The sequence below is a fragment of the Microbacterium sp. PA5 genome (assembly GCF_049860775.1).
Classification (GTDB): Bacteria; Actinomycetota; Actinomycetes; order Actinomycetales; family Microbacteriaceae; genus Microbacterium.
The window spans coordinates 101,985-118,043 of record NZ_CP187567.1; the positions used below are offsets into that span (position 1 = coordinate 101,985).

14 protein-coding genes are annotated in these 16,059 nt (G+C 71.1%); 7 read left to right on the plus strand and 7 right to left on the minus strand.

Annotated elements, in window-relative coordinates:
• Positions 1-78: 78 nt before the first annotated feature.
• Positions 79-510, plus strand: a complete 432-nt coding sequence (locus tag ACPWUT_RS00505; protein ID WP_284528525.1) for a DUF1761 domain-containing protein — start codon at positions 79-81, stop codon at positions 508-510.
• 551 nt (positions 511-1,061) lie between these two features.
• Here the strand turns inward: ACPWUT_RS00505 and purQ are convergent.
• Complete coding sequence (purQ, locus tag ACPWUT_RS00510) at positions 1,062-1,769, minus strand: phosphoribosylformylglycinamidine synthase subunit PurQ (protein WP_284528526.1); 708 nt, start codon at positions 1,767-1,769, stop codon at positions 1,062-1,064.
• Positions 1,766-2,011: a phosphoribosylformylglycinamidine synthase subunit PurS gene (purS, locus tag ACPWUT_RS00515; protein WP_284528527.1), complete on the minus strand. Its 246-nt coding sequence runs from the start codon at positions 2,009-2,011 to the stop codon at positions 1,766-1,768. Before purS ends, purQ begins: the two co-directional genes overlap by 4 nt.
• Before the next feature lie 308 nt (positions 2,012-2,319).
• Between purS and ACPWUT_RS00520 the strand changes: the two genes are divergently transcribed.
• From ACPWUT_RS00520 to ACPWUT_RS00540, 5 genes are all read left to right on the plus strand, one after another.
• Positions 2,320-3,600 carry an ABC transporter substrate-binding protein gene (locus ACPWUT_RS00520; RefSeq protein WP_284528528.1) on the plus strand — a complete coding sequence of 427 codons (1,281 nt, stop codon included), beginning with the start codon at positions 2,320-2,322 and terminating at the stop codon, positions 3,598-3,600.
• An 86-nt stretch (positions 3,601-3,686) separates the two neighbouring features.
• Positions 3,687-4,742: a carbohydrate ABC transporter permease gene (locus tag ACPWUT_RS00525; RefSeq protein ID WP_284528529.1), complete on the plus strand. Its 1,056-nt coding sequence runs from the start codon at positions 3,687-3,689 to the stop codon at positions 4,740-4,742.
• The gene (locus ACPWUT_RS00530; RefSeq protein ID WP_425839484.1) at positions 4,739-5,656 is read left to right on the plus strand and encodes a carbohydrate ABC transporter permease; all 918 of its coding nucleotides are present in this window, start codon (positions 4,739-4,741) and stop codon (positions 5,654-5,656) included. Before ACPWUT_RS00525 ends, ACPWUT_RS00530 begins: the two co-directional genes overlap by 4 nt.
• A 45-nt stretch (positions 5,657-5,701) precedes the next feature.
• The gene (locus ACPWUT_RS00535) at positions 5,702-7,168 is read left to right on the plus strand and encodes a GH1 family beta-glucosidase (RefSeq protein ID WP_425839487.1); all 1,467 of its coding nucleotides are present in this window, start codon (positions 5,702-5,704) and stop codon (positions 7,166-7,168) included.
• Positions 7,169-7,175: 7 nt separating this feature from the next.
• A complete protein-coding gene (locus tag ACPWUT_RS00540; protein WP_284528532.1) occupies positions 7,176-8,189 on the plus strand; it encodes a LacI family DNA-binding transcriptional regulator in 1,014 nt (337 codons plus the stop codon).
• 137 nt (positions 8,190-8,326) lie between these two features.
• Here ACPWUT_RS00540 and ACPWUT_RS00545 read toward each other — a convergent pair whose 3' ends face one another.
• The 4 genes from ACPWUT_RS00545 to ACPWUT_RS00560 all read right to left on the minus strand — a co-directional run bounded on the left by ACPWUT_RS00545 (position 8,327) and on the right by ACPWUT_RS00560 (position 12,480).
• Positions 8,327-9,673, minus strand: coding sequence for a uracil-xanthine permease family protein (locus ACPWUT_RS00545; RefSeq protein WP_425839492.1), 1,347 nt, complete (start codon positions 9,671-9,673; stop codon positions 8,327-8,329).
• 117 nt (positions 9,674-9,790) lie between these two features.
• Complete coding sequence (locus tag ACPWUT_RS00550) at positions 9,791-10,684, minus strand: phosphoribosylaminoimidazolesuccinocarboxamide synthase (RefSeq protein WP_284528534.1); 894 nt, start codon at positions 10,682-10,684, stop codon at positions 9,791-9,793.
• 84 nt (positions 10,685-10,768) lie between these two features.
• Entirely contained in the window at positions 10,769-12,100 is a 1,332-nt protein-coding gene (locus ACPWUT_RS00555; protein WP_425839496.1) for a DUF222 domain-containing protein, read from the minus strand.
• A gap of 62 nt (positions 12,101-12,162) precedes the next feature.
• On the minus strand, positions 12,163-12,480 hold the full coding sequence (locus tag ACPWUT_RS00560; protein WP_284528536.1) for a TfoX/Sxy family protein: 318 nt from the start codon (positions 12,478-12,480) through the stop codon (positions 12,163-12,165).
• Positions 12,481-12,602: 122 nt separating this feature from the next.
• Between ACPWUT_RS00560 and ACPWUT_RS00565 the strand changes: the two genes are divergently transcribed.
• Entirely contained in the window at positions 12,603-12,908 is a 306-nt protein-coding gene (locus ACPWUT_RS00565) for a hypothetical protein (protein WP_425839500.1), read from the plus strand.
• 25 nt (positions 12,909-12,933) lie between these two features.
• Here ACPWUT_RS00565 and ACPWUT_RS00570 read toward each other — a convergent pair whose 3' ends face one another.
• A complete protein-coding gene (locus ACPWUT_RS00570; RefSeq protein ID WP_425839503.1) occupies positions 12,934-16,008 on the minus strand; it encodes a C25 family cysteine peptidase in 3,075 nt (1,024 codons plus the stop codon).
• Between the last annotated feature and the right edge of the window lie 51 nt (positions 16,009-16,059).

A 16,059-nucleotide genomic window follows, 5' to 3' on the forward strand; every position in this document is an offset into this window, starting at 1 on the left:
TCCACACGCTACCGGCAGCCGCAGCGGCAGGACGCGACGGAGTAGCCTGCTCAGTACCCTGCGACAAGGAGATCGCCGATGATTCCCGAGATCAACTACTGGGCCGTGATCGTGGCCACCGTCGCCGCGATGGTGGTCGGCTCCGTCTGGTACGTCCCCAAGGTGTTCGGGGAGCGCTGGAAGCGGCTCGCCGAGGTGCGCGACCCCGAGACGTCGCTCCAGGCGATCCTCCCCCTCATCGTGTCGATCACCCTGTCGTTCCTGCTCGCGTGGGTGCTCGCCGGATCGGTCGCGATCGCGTGGCACTTCTACGGCGGCGGCTACCTGTCGTCGGCGCTCGTGACGGGACTGACCCTGTGGGCGGGCTTCACCGCCGGCCGCATGATCGTCCACGACGTCTTCGCCGGCCGCCCGTCGCAGCTGACGGTGCTCAACATCGCCCACGAGCTCGTGCTGATCGTGGTGATGTCGCTGATCATCGGCATCTGGCCGCCCGCCGGCACCGTCTAGCCCAGCCCGGCGCCGGGGGTTGTCCCACTTTCGGTGGTGGGTTGTCCCAGTTTCGGTGGTGGATGTCCCAGTTTCCGCTGAATCGGGCGGGGTGAACCAGCCGAATGTGGGACACGCCCGGCGGTGGGTGTGTGCGGTCACCGAAGGTGGCGCATCAGTGCCCTGACCCTGAGGGGATGTCCCAACTTCTGCAGTGGATGTCCCAGATTCGGCTGACTGGACAGGGGTGAACCAACCGAATGTGGGACATGGCCCCCGGCGCAGCCAGCCGAAAGTGGGACATCGCCGGCGGTGGGTGGGTGTGTGCGGTCACCGAAGGTGGCGCATCAGGGCCCTGACCATGAGGGGATGTCCCAACTTCTGCAGTGGATGTCCCAGATTCGGCTGACTCGACAGGGGTGAACCAGCCGAATGTGGGACATGGCCCCCGGCGCAACCGGCCGAATGTGGGACATGGCCCCGGCGCAACCAGCCGAATGTGGGACATGGCCCCCGGCGCAGCCAGCCGAAAGTGGGACATGCCCCGGCGCAACCGGCCGAAGGGGGGAGCGTCAGGCGGCGGCGGATGCCAGGGAGGCGATCGCCGACGTGAAGAAGCCGAGCCCGTCGACGCCCGATCGCATGGCGGCGGTCGTGTCGGGGCCGAAGCCCGCCTCGACGGCGTGCTCAGGGTGGGGCATGAGGCCCACGACGTTGCCGCGCTCGTTGGTGAGGCCGGCGATGTCGTCCAGCGATCCGTTGGGGTTCACGCCCACGTAGCGGAACGCGACGAGGCCCTCGCCCTCGATCCGCGCGAGGGTCTCGGCGGAGCAGATGTAGCCGCCGTCGCCGTTCTTCAGCGGGATCGTGATCTCCTGACCGGCCGAGAAGTGCGAGGTCCAGGCGGTCGACGCGTTCTCGACCCGCAGGCGCTGATCACGGCGGATGAACTGCTGGTGGGCGTTGCGGATGAGGCCGCCGGGCAGCAGGTGCGCCTCGACGAGCATCTGGAAGCCGTTGCAGATGCCGAGGATGGGCATGCCCTGGGCGGCGGCGTCCTTCACCTCGGCCATGATCGGCGACAGCGCGGCAATGGCGCCCGCCCGCAGGTAGTCGCCGTAGCTGAATCCGCCGGGAAGGACGAGCGCGTCGACCCCCTCGAGGTCGTGCGAGCCGTGCCAGAGGGCGACGGGCTCGGCGCCCGCGAGGCGGATGGCGCGCTGGGCATCGCCGTCGTCGAGCGAGCCGGGGAAGGTGATGACCCCGATGCGCGCGGTCACTCGACGACCTCGATGCCGACCACGTCCTCGATCACGGCGTTGGAGAGGATCTCGTCGGCGATCCGCTTGACCGTGGCCAGCGTCTGCTCGTCGGCGGTGTCGACGGTGAGCTCGAACCGCTTGCCGATGCGGACGCCGGAGATCCCGCCGACCTCCAGGCGCGAGAGCGCTCCGGCCACGGCCTTCCCCTGGGGGTCCAGCAGCTCGGCCTTGGGCATGACGTCGACGACGATGGTGGGCATCTGGTCCTCCAGGCGGCCGCGTTTCGCGGCCGCGGCTTCGGTCGTTGAGCGACGAGCGTCGCGAGGAGTCGGAACGCCGGGAAGTCGCGGAAAGGGGTGCGCGACCAGTCTACGGGGCGGCGGCTCGGCGGCGGAGCGATGGCTGTGACCGAACCGTGACCTCGTTCGTGGGAGCGCTCCCTTGACAGCCGTGGGAGCGCTCCCGTACCGTCGAGGGCGTTCGGTGAGAGCGCTCCCAAGACCCGCGGAGTCACCGTCGCCGACGACAGCGAACACGCAGCAAGACCCACACCACAAAGGAGTGACACGTGAATTCACGCGCACTGCGCCGCATCGGGATCATCGCCGGCGCCGCCACCACCACCGCGATCGTGCTCGCCGGCTGCGCCGGCGGGGCGACCCCCACCGAGAGCTCGCCGGCCGGCGAGGAGAACTTCGAGGGCGTCGAGCTGACGCTCGCGACGTTCAACGACTTCGGCTACACGGATGAGCTGCTCGCCGAGTTCACCGAGGAGACCGGCATCACGGTCGTCCACAACAAGGCGGCGACGTCCAACGACGCCCGCGCGAACTTCTTCCAGAAGCTCGGCAAGACCGGTCTGGCCGACGTCGAGGCCGTCGAGATCGACTGGTTCGCCGAGATGATGCAGTACGCCGACCTGCTCGCGCCGGTCTCCGACGACCTGAAGGGCCGCTGGCTCGACTGGAAGGAGGCGTCGGCCACCGACGGCGAGGGCAACCTCGTCGCGTACGGCACCGACATCGGCCCGCAGGGCATCTGCTACCGCGCGGACCTCTTCGAGAAGGCGGGCCTGCCGACCGACCGTGCCGAGGTCGCCGAGCTCTTCCCGACGTGGGACGCGTTCTTCGACGTGGCCGACGACTACAAGGAGAAGACCGGCCAGCCGTTCATCGACTCCGCCAACGCCGTGCTGCAGGGCATCCTCAACCAGGAGGAGATCACCTACGAGAACACGGACGGCTCCATCGTCGCCACCGAGAACCCGGTCGTGAAGGAGGCCTACGAGACGGTCGTCGACCGCGCCGTCCCGATCGCCGCCTACGCCGGCCAGTGGAGCGAGGACTGGTTCGCGTCGCTCGCCAGCGGCGAGTTCGCCACCATGCTCTGCCCCGGCTGGATGCTCGGCGTCATCTCGGGCAACGCGCCCGACACGACCGGCTGGGACATCGCCGACGGCTTCCCGGGCGGCGGCGGCAACTGGGGCGGCTCGTACCTCGTGGTCCCGGCCAACGGTGAGAACGTCGCGGCCGCGCAGAAGCTGGCCGACTGGCTGACCGCGCCCGAGACGCAGATCAAGGCCTTCACCAACGCGGGCACCTTCCCGAGCCAGAACGACGCGCTCGCCAGCCCCGAGCTCGCCTCGGCGACCAACGAGTACTTCAACGACGCCCCGTCGGGCGAGATCCTCACCAACCGCGCGAACGCGATCACCGTCGCGCCGTTCAAGGGACCGAAGTACTTCCAGTTCCACGACGCCCTGCAGAACGCGGTCACCCGCGTCTTCGACGGCCTCGAGGACAAGGACACCAGCTGGAACACCTGGGTGACCGAGGTCAGCGCGTTCTGACCCGGCCCCTGCTCGGCCCCTGATGCCGGGGCGCGGCGACCCGAACGCCGCGCCCCGTCATCCCCTCCCCGACCCGAAGGACGATCGTGACCACGACCACGCCGCGACCGGCGGCACGCACCCGGACCCCCGAACCCGGCCCCCGCCAGCCGCGAGTCATCTCGTTCTCGCAGAAGCTCAGCAAGTGGGACCTGAAGTTCTCGCCCTACCTCTACATCTCGCCGTTCTTCCTGATGTTCGCGGTGGTGGGCCTGTTCCCCATCGGCTACACGGCCGTGATCTCCTTCATGGACTGGGATCTCATCCGCAACTCCGGCGAGTTCATCGGCTTCGACCAGTACGTCTGGATCCTCACGCAGCCGCACTTCTGGACGGCCCTGCGCAACACGTTCAGCATCTTCGTGCTCTCGAGCGTCCCCCAGCTGATCCTGGCGATCTTCATCGCCGCGGTCCTCGACCGCAACATCCGCGCCAAGACGTTCTGGCGCATGAGCGTGCTGCTCCCCTTCGTCGTGGCGCCCGTCGCCGTCGGCCTCATCTTCACGGCGATCTTCGCCGACAACTTCGGCCTGGTGAACAACTGGCTCACCTCGCTCGGCCTCACGCCGATCCCGTGGCACAAGGACCCGTTCTGGAGCCACATCGCGATCGCGACCATGGTGAACTACCGCTGGACGGGCTACAACACGCTGATCCTGCTGGCCGCGATGCAGGCCGTCAACCGCGACTTCTACGAAGCGGCGACCGTCGACGGCGCCGGCCCGGTGCGCCAGTTCTTCTCCATCACGCTGCCGTCGCTGAAGCCGACCCTCATCTTCGTGATCATCACCTCGACGATCGGCGGCCTGCAGATCTTCGACGAGCCCCGCGTGTTCGACCAGTTCGGCCGGGGCGGCGCCGCCCAGCAGTGGCTGACGATCTCGCTCTACCTCTACGACATCGGCTGGGGCCAGTGGAACTTCGGCCGCGCCGCGGCCATGGCGTGGATCCTCTTCCTCATCATCCTGCTCATCGGGCTGCTGAACCTCCTCATCACCCGCACGCTCGTGCGCGACGAGGGGCTGCACCGCGAGCTCACGAAACGACAGCAGCGCGCTCTCGAGAAGACGGCGAAGCGCGACGCGAAGGAGGGCTCGCGATGAGCACGCTCGGCACCCCCACCCCGCTCGCGACGGTCGAGGAGACCATCCCCGACGCCGGTGCGCGTCGCAGGGCCGGACGCACCGTGAAGATCCGCGGCTCCCGTCCCGGCTGGGTGGTCTACGGCATCCTGTCCGTCGTCTTCCTCACCGGCGTCTTCCCGCTGTACTGGTCGTTCATCATCGGCTCCGGCGACGCGTCGTCGCTGCGTCGCCCGTTCAGCTGGGTCCCCGGCGGCAACTTCTGGGACAACGCGCTCGCCGTGATGAACAACCCCGCGGTGAACTTCTGGCCGGCGCTGTGGAACTCGATCTACAGCTCGTTCCTCATCGCCGCCGCCGTCGTGATCACCTCCACGCTCGCCGGCTGGGCCTTCGCGAAGCTCCGGTTCCACGGCGGGCCCGCGCTCCTCGTCTTCGTCGTCGCGACCATGGCCGTCCCGCAGCAGCTGGGCGTGGTGCCCCTCTACATCCTCTTCAGCGAGCTCGGCTGGACGGGACAGATCGGCGCGATCATCATCCCCGCGCTCACGAGCGCGTTCGGCGTGTTCTGGATGACGCAGTACCTGCGTCAGGCCGTGCCCGACGAGCTCATCGAGGCGGCGCGCGTCGACGGCGCGTCGATGATCCGCACCTTCTGGACCGTCGGCGTCACCGCCGCCCGGCCGGCCGCGGCCATGCTGTTCCTGTTCACCTTCGTCGGGGCATGGAACAACTTCTTCTGGCCGTTCATCGTGCTCGACCGTCAGAACCCGACCCTGCCCGTGGCCCTGTCGCTGCTGCAGTCGAACTACTTCGTCGACTACTCCATCGTCCTCGCCGGCGTCATCCTCGCCACGATCCCGCTGCTGCTGCTGTTCATCTTCGCCGGCAAGCAGCTCGTCAGCGGCATCATGGCGGGCGCGGTCAAGGGCTAGGCGGTACTCTCCATGAGCCACGTTCCTCGAGAGGACTCTGCCTCCATGTCCCGCACCTTCCCCCAGGGCTTCCTGTTCGGCGCCGCCACGGCGGCCTTCCAGATCGAGGGCGCCGCCTTCGAGGACGGCCGCACGGCCTCCATCTGGGACGCGTTCTGCCGCGTCCCCGGAGCGGTCATCAACGGCGACCACGGCGACGTCGCGTGCGACCACTACCACCGCTACCGCGACGACGTGGCCCTCATGAAGGACCTCGGCCTCGACACGTACCGCTTCTCGGTGTCGTGGTCGCGCGTGCGCCCCGACGCCGGGCCCCTCAACCCGAAGGGCCTCGACTTCTACAAGCGCCTGGTGGACGAGCTGCGCGATGCCGACATCCTGCCCTGGCTCACCCTCTATCACTGGGACATGCCGCAGGCGCAGCAGGAGCGCGGGGGATGGACGGCGCGCGAGACCGCCGACCGCTTCACGGAGTACGCCCTCGACGTGCACGACGCGCTCGGGGACCGTGTGCAGAACTGGACGACGCTCAACGAGCCGTGGTGCTCGTCGTTCCTGAGCTACACCGGCGGCATCCACGCGCCCGGTCACTACTCGGTCACCGAGGGCGTCCTGGCTGCCCACCACCTGCTGCTGGCCCACGGCCAGACGGTGCAGGCGCTGCGTGGGCGCGACGCATCCCTCGACCTCGGCATCACGCTGAACCTCACCGTCGCCGAGCCCGCCGACCCGACCGACCCGGCCGACCTCGACGCGGCGCGGCGGATCGACGGTCAGTTCAACCGCTGGTTCCTCGACCCGATCTTCCGCGGGAGCTATCCGGCCGACATCGTGGAGGACTTCCGGGCCGTCGACGCGGCGGCGGTGGACGCGCTCGAGGCGGCGACGCTCCCGGGCGACCTCGACGTCATCTCGACGCCGCTGGAGGCGCTGGGCGTCAACTACTACCACGGCGAGTACGTGGGCGGACGCCCCGACCCGAACCCGCCGACGCCCGGTGACGCGCCGACCAGCCGCCCCACCGCGTCGCCCTTCCCGTCGCACCAGGACATCCACTGGCACGAGCGGGGCCTGCCGCGCACCTCGATGCACTGGGAAGTGCAGCCCGAGGGGCTGACCACGCTCCTGCAGCGGGTGTCGGACGAGTACACGAAGGATGCCGGGACCGCGCTCTACGTCACCGAGAACGGCGCCGCCTACGACGACGTCGTGACGGGGACCGGCGGCGAGACCCGCGTGCACGACGTCGAGCGCACCGACTTCCTCCGGGGGCACCTGGGCGCAGTGCTCGACGCGGCCGAGGCCGGCGTCGACGTGCGCGGCTACTTCTACTGGTCGCTCCTGGACAACTTCGAGTGGGCCTGGGGATACGAGAAGCGGTTCGGCATCGTCCGCGTCGACTACGACACCCAGCAGCGCACGATGAAGGACAGCGCGCTGGAGTATCGTCGGGTCATCGCCGCCCGCGCGATCGACATCCCCGCCCGCCCCGCCCTTCGCCTGCAGAGGTAGCCCCGCCGTGACCATCGATTCGACGCGCTCCGCCGCGACCATCGAAGAGGTGGCTGCTGCGGCGGGCGTGTCCCGGTCGACGGTCTCGCGCGTGGTGAACGGCTCCACGGCCGTGAGCCCGGCCGCGCTGGAGGCGGTGCACCGCGCCATCGCCGAGCTGAACTACGTGCCCAACCGGGCGGCGCGCTCGCTCGCCAGCCGGGCGACCATGGCGCTCGCGCTCGTCGTCCCCGAGGACACCACGCGGTTCTTCGGCGACCCGTTCTTCGCGGCGATCGTCTCGGGGATCAACGCGCGGCTCAGCCGGTCGGACTACGTGCTCAACCTGATCATCGCCAGCGACGATCCGCAGGACAAGGCGACGGCCTACCTGCGCAGCGGCGCGGTCGACGGGGCGATCGTCGTCTCGCACCACACCAGCGACACGTTCATCGACCGCATCGCCGCCGCAGTGCCCGTCGTCTACGGCGGCCGTCCCGTGCGCGAGCGCGAGCGCGACCACTACGTCGACGTCGACAACGTCGCCGGCGGCCGCCGGGCGACCGAGTACCTGATCGGCAGGGGGCACCGCCGGATCGCGACCATCGCCGGGCCGCTCACGATGCCCGCGGGGGAGGACCGGCTGCTCGGCTATCAGCAGGCGCTCGCCGCGGCCGGGCTCGAGGAGGTCGCGGTCGAGGACGGCAACTTCACCGCCGACGGCGGCGCCGCGGCGATGCAGCGGATCCTCGACCGGGGGGCCGACTTCGACGCCCTCTTCGTCGCCAGCGACCTCATGGCCCGCGGCGCCCTGGCCACCCTCGGGCGCGCCGGCCTCCGTGTGCCCGACGACGTGGCCATCATCGGCTTCGACGACTCGCCGGTCGCGCAGACGGTGAGCCCGCAGCTCACGACCATGCGGCAGCCGTCGTTCCAGCAGGGCGAGCGGATGGCCGACATCCTGCTGTCGATCCTCGCCGGCGGCAACCCGCCGCACGTGACCATCCTCGAGACCGAGCTGATCGTCCGCGTCTCCGCCTGACGCGACGGGGGAGTGCCGGCGCTTCCGGCGCCGACCCCACCCCGACGCGACGACCCCACCCCGACGCGACGACCCCACCTCGTGCGCGCGGTGCGCAGCGGGTGGGGTCGGCACGAGCGGGTGGGCTCGGCGGAGGGTTACTGCGGGTCGCCGCCGAGCTGGCCGATGGGGACGATCGGGCCGCCGTCGTCGGCGCCGGTCTTGCGCCACCGGGCGATCGCGTTGCCGCCGTGGTAGATCACCAGGGCCGCGAGCGTGCCGAGGACGATGGCGCCGAAGCTCAGCGTGCCAAGGTTCATCGTGAATCCGGCGATCGCGATCACAAACGCGACCGCCACGGTGTACTGGTTGACGGGGCGCGAGAAGTCGACCTGGTTGTCGACCCAGATCTTGATGCCGATGACGCCGATGAGGCCGTAGAGCGCCGTCGTGACGCCGCCGAGCACGCCGGCGGGCATCGCGAAGATCACGGCGCCGACCTTGGGCGAGAAGGCGAGCAGCACAGCGACGGCGCCCGCCACCCAGTAGGCGGCGGTCGAGTACACGCGGGTGGCGGCCATGACGCCGATGTTCTCGCCGTAGGTCGTGGTGCCCGATCCGCCGAACGCGCCGGCGAGGGTCGTGGCCAGGCCGTCGGCGACGAGCGCGCGCCCGGTGTGGCGGTTGATGCCGGGGTCGCCGGTCATGGTCGCGACGCCGCGCACGTGTCCGACGTTCTCGGCGATGAGCACCAGCACGACCGGGAGGAACATCGGCAGCATGCTCCAGGCGACCGCGTCGCCGAAGGCCGGGAGGTGGAACTCGGGCAGCCCGATCCAGGCGGCGTCCGCCACCCCCGAGAAGTCCACCCGGCCGAGGATGATCGCCACGAGGTAGCCGACGACGACCCCGAGGAAGATCGAGATGCGGCCGAGGAAGCCGCGGAAGAGCACCGCGAACAGGATGCACGCCGCGAGGGTGATCGTGCCGAGGAGGGCGTCCTGGCTGAAGTTCTGCCAGGCGACCGGGGCGAGGTTCAGGCCGATGAGCGCGACGATCGCGCCCGAGACGACCGGCGGCATGAGCTTCTCGATCCAGCGGGTGCCGGTCGCCTGCACGAGGAAGCCGACACCGGCCAGCAGCAGACCGGCGACGAACACGCCGAGCAGGGCCTGGCTGATCTGCTCCGCCGTCTCGAGCGGCGCGCCGTCGCCGGGGCCCAGAGCCAGGATCGGCGCGATGAACGCGAACGACGAGCCGAGGTAGCTGGGGAGGCGGTTGCGGGTGAGCAGCAGGAAGAGGAAGGTGCCGACACCCGAGAACAGCAGGGTGGTGGAGACGGGGAAGCCGGTCAGCAGCGGGACCAGGAAGGTCGCGCCGAACATGGCGACGACATGCTGGGCGCCGATGGCGATCGTGCCCGGCCAGCTCAGGCGCTCGTCGGGCTTGACGACGGCGCCGCGCTCGACGTGGCGGCCGTCGCCGTGGAGTTTCCAGGTGGGCATGGCGATGCTCCTCAGAATCAGGGGGAGGTCGGGCGTGGTGCTCGACGTCAGGCTACCTGGGAGATCGCTGGGAGCGGGTGAGCGGCACGCAGCCGACGGGCGCGCGGGAAGGCCGGCTCAGGCGGAGAGGAGCTGCAGCAGCTCGCGGTACTTGCCCGCCGTGCGCGCGACGATGTCGGCGGGAAGCTCGGGCGGCGTGCCCGTCTTGTCCCAGTTCGCGGCGAGCCAGTCCCGGACGATCTGCTTGTCGAAGCTCGCCATCCGCTCGGCCGGGGTCGTTCCGGTCCGCCACGCCTCGGCGTCCCAGTACCGCGACGAGTCGCTGGTGAGCACCTCGTCGGCGAGGGTGAGGACGCCGTCGGCGTCGAGGCCGAACTCGAACTTGGTGTCGGCGAGGATCAGCCCCTTCGCCTCGGCGACGGCGGCGGCCCGGGCGTAGATCTCCAGCGAGGCGTCGCGCAGCTCGGCCGCACGGTCGGGTCCCACGATCTCGGCGGTGCGGGCGAAGCTGATGTTCTCGTCGTGCTCGCCGAGCGGCGCCTTGTACGCCGGCGTGAAGATCGGCTCGGGAAGGCGGTCGCCGTTGGCGAGACCGCCCGGGAGGCCGATGCCGCACACCGTCTGGGTCGCGCGGTACTCCGCCCATCCCGATCCGGTGAGGTAGCCGCGGACGACGCACTCGATCGGCTGCATCTCGAGCGCGCGGACGACCATCGCGCGGTCCGCGACCTCGGCGGGCGGCTCCGTCCCGGGGACGAGGTGGTTCGGGATCGCGCGTCCCCCGTCGGCTCCGGCGAGCTGGTCGAACCACCACAGGCTGAGGCGGGTGAGCAGCGCGCCCTTCTCGGGGATGCCGGGGCTCAGCACGTGGTCGAACGCGCTCACGCGATCGCTCGCGACGACGAGCATGATCCCCTCGGCGGCGTCCGCGTCCTCCGCGGGACGGTACAGGTCGCGCACCTTGCCCGAGTACACGTGGGTCCAGCCGGGGAGTTCGCGCGCGTCGGTCACCCGACCATTATCCGGGTCGGCGCGTCAGGTCGGTGCGTCTGGTCGTGGCGTCGACGAGCGCGGCGGTGCCCAGATACCGGCCGTTCATGCCGTCAGCTCGTAACGCGCGCGACCTCCGCGGCGCGGGGCGCGGGTGGGGTCGATCCAGGGTGGCGGGATGAGCCACACCGTGGCGGTCGTACCCGTCCCGTCGACCTCGACCTCCCAGCCGTCGTCGTGGATGCGGTGGTGGCACCCGGAGCACAGCAGCACTCCGTTGGCGAGGTCGGTCGGCCCGCGGTCTCGCTCCCACCATCGGATGTGGTGCACGTGGGTCCACGCGGCGGGCGCCCCGCAGGACGCGCAGCCGCCGTCGCGCTCCCCGAGGGCGAGCTTCTGCGAGCGGGTGAAGAGGCGCTTGGCTCTTCCCCAGTCGAGGATCTCGGACTCGCCGCCCAGCACGCACGGGATGAGCTCGGCGTCGGCGGCGATCCGGCGCGCGGTCCGGGCGCTGACGGGGGTGTCGATTCCGTCGATGGTCGCCACGCCCTCACCGGAGATCAGGGCGTCGAGCGCGACGCGCACGACCACGGTCGCCGACGGGGCAGCGGGCAGCGCATCGCAGCCGAGCGCGTGACGGCAGAGGTCGGCGAGCGCGTCTGCCTGCAGCTGCTTCACGCTGCGCTGGTCGCGCTCCGCCTCCTCGCGGTGCTCGTTGCGGCGCAGCGCGCCGGTGACGATCCCGTCGATCGCCGCCCGGACCGGCGCGGCAGTCTCGGGGTCGAGTCGGGCCGTGAGGAGTGTCATACCATCGCGCTCCTGGATCATCAGCGAGCGGTCGTCGCGTCGCTCGTGCTCGCGGGGTTCGACGCCGTCGGGGTCGAGGTGCGCCTCGGCGCGCGCGATCACCCGCGTGAGTTCATCGGGACGGAGCCCGGGGGCGAGATCGACCAACTGCCGCTCGGCGCCGTCGCGCCGGGCGGCGTCGACCCGGAACGCGAGGCGGTCGAGCAGCCCCACGATCTGCGACGCGGCCCAGGTGCCAACCGCGCCCGCGGCGAACGCCGCGGCCACGTGCGGGTGAGCGGCCGGCAGCAGCTCGCCGGTGAGCGACCGGCGCGGTGCCGTGGCCTCGCCGACCTGCAGGAGTCGCGCCGCCTCGCCGCCGGTAGAGGCGGTGGCGGTCGCGATCATCACCACCGGAGTCCGGAAGCCCTGTCGCCTCGCCAGCGAGTCGCGACCGAGTTCTGCGCGGGACTGCCGGGCGACCTCTGCCGCCACGGGCGCGAACGCCGCCTCTACGTGCCGCCGGAGCGCCCCGAAAGCGGCGGTCACCGCGATCAGCTCGCCGGGTGACAGCGCCTCGGGCGCGCGATCGCCGCCGGCGCTCGCGAGCGCGTCGAGAGCCTCGGTGATGCGATGGAGCGGGGTGGTCATGCGTCGAGAGTAGAACAAATGTTCGATGATCGAAGAGAGTTATCCACAGCCCGCGGTCGCAGTCAGGGGGTGATCTCGTCGACGAAGGCGAACGCCTCCGCGACGACTTCGGGCCACAGATCCGCGGCGGCGTCGGGCACGTGCACCCACTCCCGCATCGCGCGCTCCCGCATGATCATCCGCTCGGCACGGCCGCTCTCCTCCCAGTGGGTGACGCGATCCTCAGGGAGTTTGGCGATGATGCCGTCTTTCACGACGAACGCGAAGACCTTCCCCCGGATGCGCAGTCCTTCGCTTCCGAACATCGGGCCGATGTCCACGCCATCGCGCGTGAGGTAGGCGGCGGCGATGTCGTCGAACTGCTCGTGCGGGCGGCTCATGAGCACACACTAGGACCCGAGCCGCGTGCGCCGCACCGGGCGAGGCGCCCGCGAACGCGCCACGAGTGACAGGCTGGCGGCGGGGACCGCGCCGCGCGCCCCCGGATGGAGGCGACTGCGCCATGGTCATCGATCTCGCCTACCCCTTCGAGGGTCGATGGCGCGCCCTCAACAGCCCCGTCGACCGGGTGCCGAGCCATGGCACGACCCGCTTCGCGAGCTCCTACGCGATCGACTTCGTCTTCGTCGGCGAGGAGGGGAGGTCGGCGCCCTTCACGGCGGCCTCGCTCGTGCGCCCCGAGCCGCCGGAGCGGTTCGGGGGGTTCGGTCGCCCGCTGCGCGACGATCTCGACCTCGCGCGCGCCCGCGCCGTCCCCGTCACCTTCGACGGGACGCTCCCTCGGTCAGGCGCGATCGTCCACGCCTGACCGTGACCGCTGCGGATCTCGCCGCTCAGCCTTCGCGGCCGGCGAGCTCCACCACGGTGACGGCGGCATCGCCGTGGGAGGCGGTGACCTCCAGGGCCCGCCCGCGCAGCTCCCGCGGCACCTTCGCGAACCCGTCGGCATCCGTCTCGAGCAGCACCTCCTCGCCCTGCCCGTCGTCGACCGCACGCACGTGGACCAGCGCGCCCTCGACGGGGCCGGGGTCACCGGGGCGCCCGGGGACGGGCTCGGCCCGCTCCACCGTGACCCGCAGGCGGTCGTGCCCGGGGTCGGCCTCGACGACGAGCCGGGGGAAGGCGGCGCGATACACGCGCAGCTCCGGGTCGCCGAGGAGGTTGAGGCTGAAGATCTGCCAGCGGTCGTAGCCGCTCCAGTATCCGGTCGTGCCGAACACGCTCAGGCGGCTGTCGTTGAGGAGCCCGAGATGACGCGTCGATGCGAGGCGGTGGAAGAAGGCCCGCTGGAAGTCGTCGCCGACGCCGATCCACGAGAACCGCGTATTGCCGACGTATCCGACGGCGCCGCCCGCTCCGTTGAGCAGGAGCGCCTCGGACATCGCGTCGCTCGCGTCGAACCCGTTCGTGAGGCACGAGTCGGCGTAGCCGATGAAACCCGGCTCGCCGTTGCGGAGCGCCTGCGCCATCGAGGTGCTCAGGTGCGCGACCCCGGACTGGCTGCCGTGGCCGGAGAGCGACACGAGGTGCGGCGCCGCGTCGAGGCCGCCCCGGAGCCCGGACTCGGTCAGGTACTGCACGGGGGCGGCCCAGCGGTCGAACCAGGGGAGGTCCCGCTCGTCCTCGTAGTGCCGGGAGAACCGGTCGATGCCGGGCACCTCGGCGCGGATCTGCCGGCGCAGCCGCTCCTGATCGGCCATCGATCCCTCCGCGCTGCGGGGGTTGAACTCGTACGCCGCCGGCGCGCGCTCCGCCGCGACGCCGTGGACGACGATCCACGCGCTCGGCACCGGGAAGGTGAGAGTGATGAACCACAGCGGGATGCGGATCGCGCTCGGCCGGTCGTCGGTGGCCGACATCGCGTAGTACCAGCCGCGGACCGACGCCGACGGGTCGGTCTTGAACGGCAGCTCGCGACGGTCGGTCTCGCTGATGCGTGCGACGAGGTCCCACGTGAAGTCGGCGGGCGGGCCGGCGAGCTTCAGCAGGGCGCGGCTCTGCGACGCCTGCGTGACGAACTGATCGTCGCCGGGGACGGCGGAGGCCGTCGGCCACAGGAAGGTGCGCCCGCCCCAGTCCGACGACACGAGCACCATGCGGCGCGGCCAGTCGCGATCGGCGAGGAGCCCCCAGCCGCCGCCGGCGCGCTCGTAGGCGAGCGTCTTGTCGACGAAGACCTGTGCCTGCGCGGCGTCTTCGACCGGAGCCCGCCCGACGCTGAGGTCGGTGCGCAGCACCACGCCGTCGATGTCGGTGCCGTCGGCGTGGTTCTGCCCGTACACGCCGTTGCCCGCGGCATCCCACGCGTGCTCGGGCACGTACACCCACGGCACCGTGAAGGTGAAGGGTCCGACGTGGAGACGGGCGGTCGTGACGATGAAGCTCGAGAGGCTCGCGTAGTAGAAGTCGGTGGGGATCGTGTTCCACGCGTACAGGAACTGCAGCGGCGTCTCGACGAGCGCCCGCGGCCCCTCGACGCGGATCCACTCGGTGGGCGCCGCGCTGCGCGTGGCGTAGTCGTCGCCGGTCGTGAAGTACCAGCCGGGCGACGCGCTTCCCGAGGTGCCGGCTGCGTCGTACGGGATCAGCGTGCCGTCGCTGATCCGCGTCAGGCGGTTGTCGGCGCTGTTGCCCCACCAGTCGCCCAGTGCGTGCGCGTGGATGCGCAGGTGACCCCCCGTCCAGAAGCTCTGGCCGTTGTCGGGGGTCGCCTTCGTGCCCACCGAGACTCCGCCCAGCACGCCGCCGGCGGCCTGCCGGGCGGGGACGATCGAGACGTCGCCTCCGACGAGCAGCCACGAGATCCCCCAGTCCTCGCGCTTGTCCGCGAGGAACCTCCGGATCACCTCGGCGAGGTCGCGCGATCCGGAGCGGAAGTCGCCCCAGCGTCCGTCGACGATCTCGCTCACGGTGACCACGCGTGCGCTGATCCCGCGGGCCCGCTTGGCCTGCGCGAGGCGTTCGAACTGCGCGACGATGCCGGGCCGCGCGGCGCCGCGGGTGATGGTGGCGTTGTCCCAGGTCGCGTCGTCGGTGACGATCACGTACGCCGAGGGGAACTCGAAGCGCGGCCAGGACAGGTCGAGCTTCCCGATGGCCTCGGGGTTGAGCACCGACCCGCGGGCGATCTCGCGCGCTGTCGCGCTCTCCGCCTCGCTGACGGGCATCGCTTCGGGCCGCAGCCGCAGGCGCTCCTCGTCGAACGCGTCGCCGAAGCGCTCGCGGAACTCCTGCGCGGCCGCTTCCCGATCGTCGACGACCGGCTCGGCGCCGAACGCGACGGTCACGGTGAACGAGACGCAGAGCTCCAGGACGGCCTTGCGGGTCATCCGCACCGGGGCGATCTCCAGCACGGCGATGCGGACGCCTCCGATCGTCTCGATCCCGCCGCTGCGGACCACGGGCGGCGGCTCCTCCGCGGCGGCGAGGTACGCGTCGACGTCGGGCGGCACCACCGGCGGCGCCGGGAACCCGGTGTCGATGGGCGCGCGGTCGGTGCGGCGGCAGCTGCAGTCGGCGTCGCAGTGGACGTGCGTCGTGCGGGGCGCCGGACGGGCGTGCTGCGCGGGAGCCACGAAGGTGAGGCCCCGCGTCACCCGCGTCCACTTCTCGGACTCGACGGTCAGGCCGACGGGCCACATGCCGTCGGGCGCGGCGATGCGCACCCGGGCGGAGGGAAGGGCGGGATGACCGGGCGCGCCGCCGGTGGTGAAGTCCTCGAGCGCCACGATGACGCCCAGCGGTGTCTCGGTGAGGCGGAGGTCGCGGCGGTCGATGCCGAACGTGACGGTGACCGGGCGGCCGTCGCGGCCGTCGCGGCGGTCGCGGCGGCGGCGGTGGCCGCGGCGCGGGTCGGCGTGCTCCGGTTCGGTGTGCTCCGGGTCGGCGGGGTGCAGTTCGGTGCGCATGAGCAGCTCCGTTTCGCGAGGTGGAGGCGGACGTCGCCTCATCGAGAAGGA

What these genes read in the sequence shown, in the direction of transcription:
- ACPWUT_RS00505 (WP_284528525.1), top strand. Translation starts at nt 79, where the DNA reads ATGATTCCCGAGATCAACTACTGGGCCGTGATCGTGGCCACCGTCGCC.
- purS (WP_284528527.1), bottom strand. Translation starts at nt 2,011, where the DNA reads ATGCCCACCATCGTCGTCGACGTCATGCCCAAGGCCGAGCTGCTGGAC.
- ACPWUT_RS00530 (WP_425839484.1), top strand. Translation starts at nt 4,739, where the DNA reads ATGAGCACGCTCGGCACCCCCACCCCGCTCGCGACGGTCGAGGAGACC.
- ACPWUT_RS00535 (WP_425839487.1), top strand. Translation starts at nt 5,702, where the DNA reads ATGTCCCGCACCTTCCCCCAGGGCTTCCTGTTCGGCGCCGCCACGGCG.
- ACPWUT_RS00545 (WP_425839492.1), bottom strand. Translation starts at nt 9,673, where the DNA reads ATGCCCACCTGGAAACTCCACGGCGACGGCCGCCACGTCGAGCGCGGC.
- ACPWUT_RS00555 (WP_425839496.1), bottom strand. Translation starts at nt 12,100, where the DNA reads ATGACCACCCCGCTCCATCGCATCACCGAGGCTCTCGACGCGCTCGCG.
- ACPWUT_RS00560 (WP_284528536.1), bottom strand. Translation starts at nt 12,480, where the DNA reads ATGAGCCGCCCGCACGAGCAGTTCGACGACATCGCCGCCGCCTACCTC.
- ACPWUT_RS00565 (WP_425839500.1), top strand. Translation starts at nt 12,603, where the DNA reads ATGGTCATCGATCTCGCCTACCCCTTCGAGGGTCGATGGCGCGCCCTC.
- ACPWUT_RS00570 (WP_425839503.1), bottom strand. Translation starts at nt 16,008, where the DNA reads ATGCGCACCGAACTGCACCCCGCCGACCCGGAGCACACCGAACCGGAG.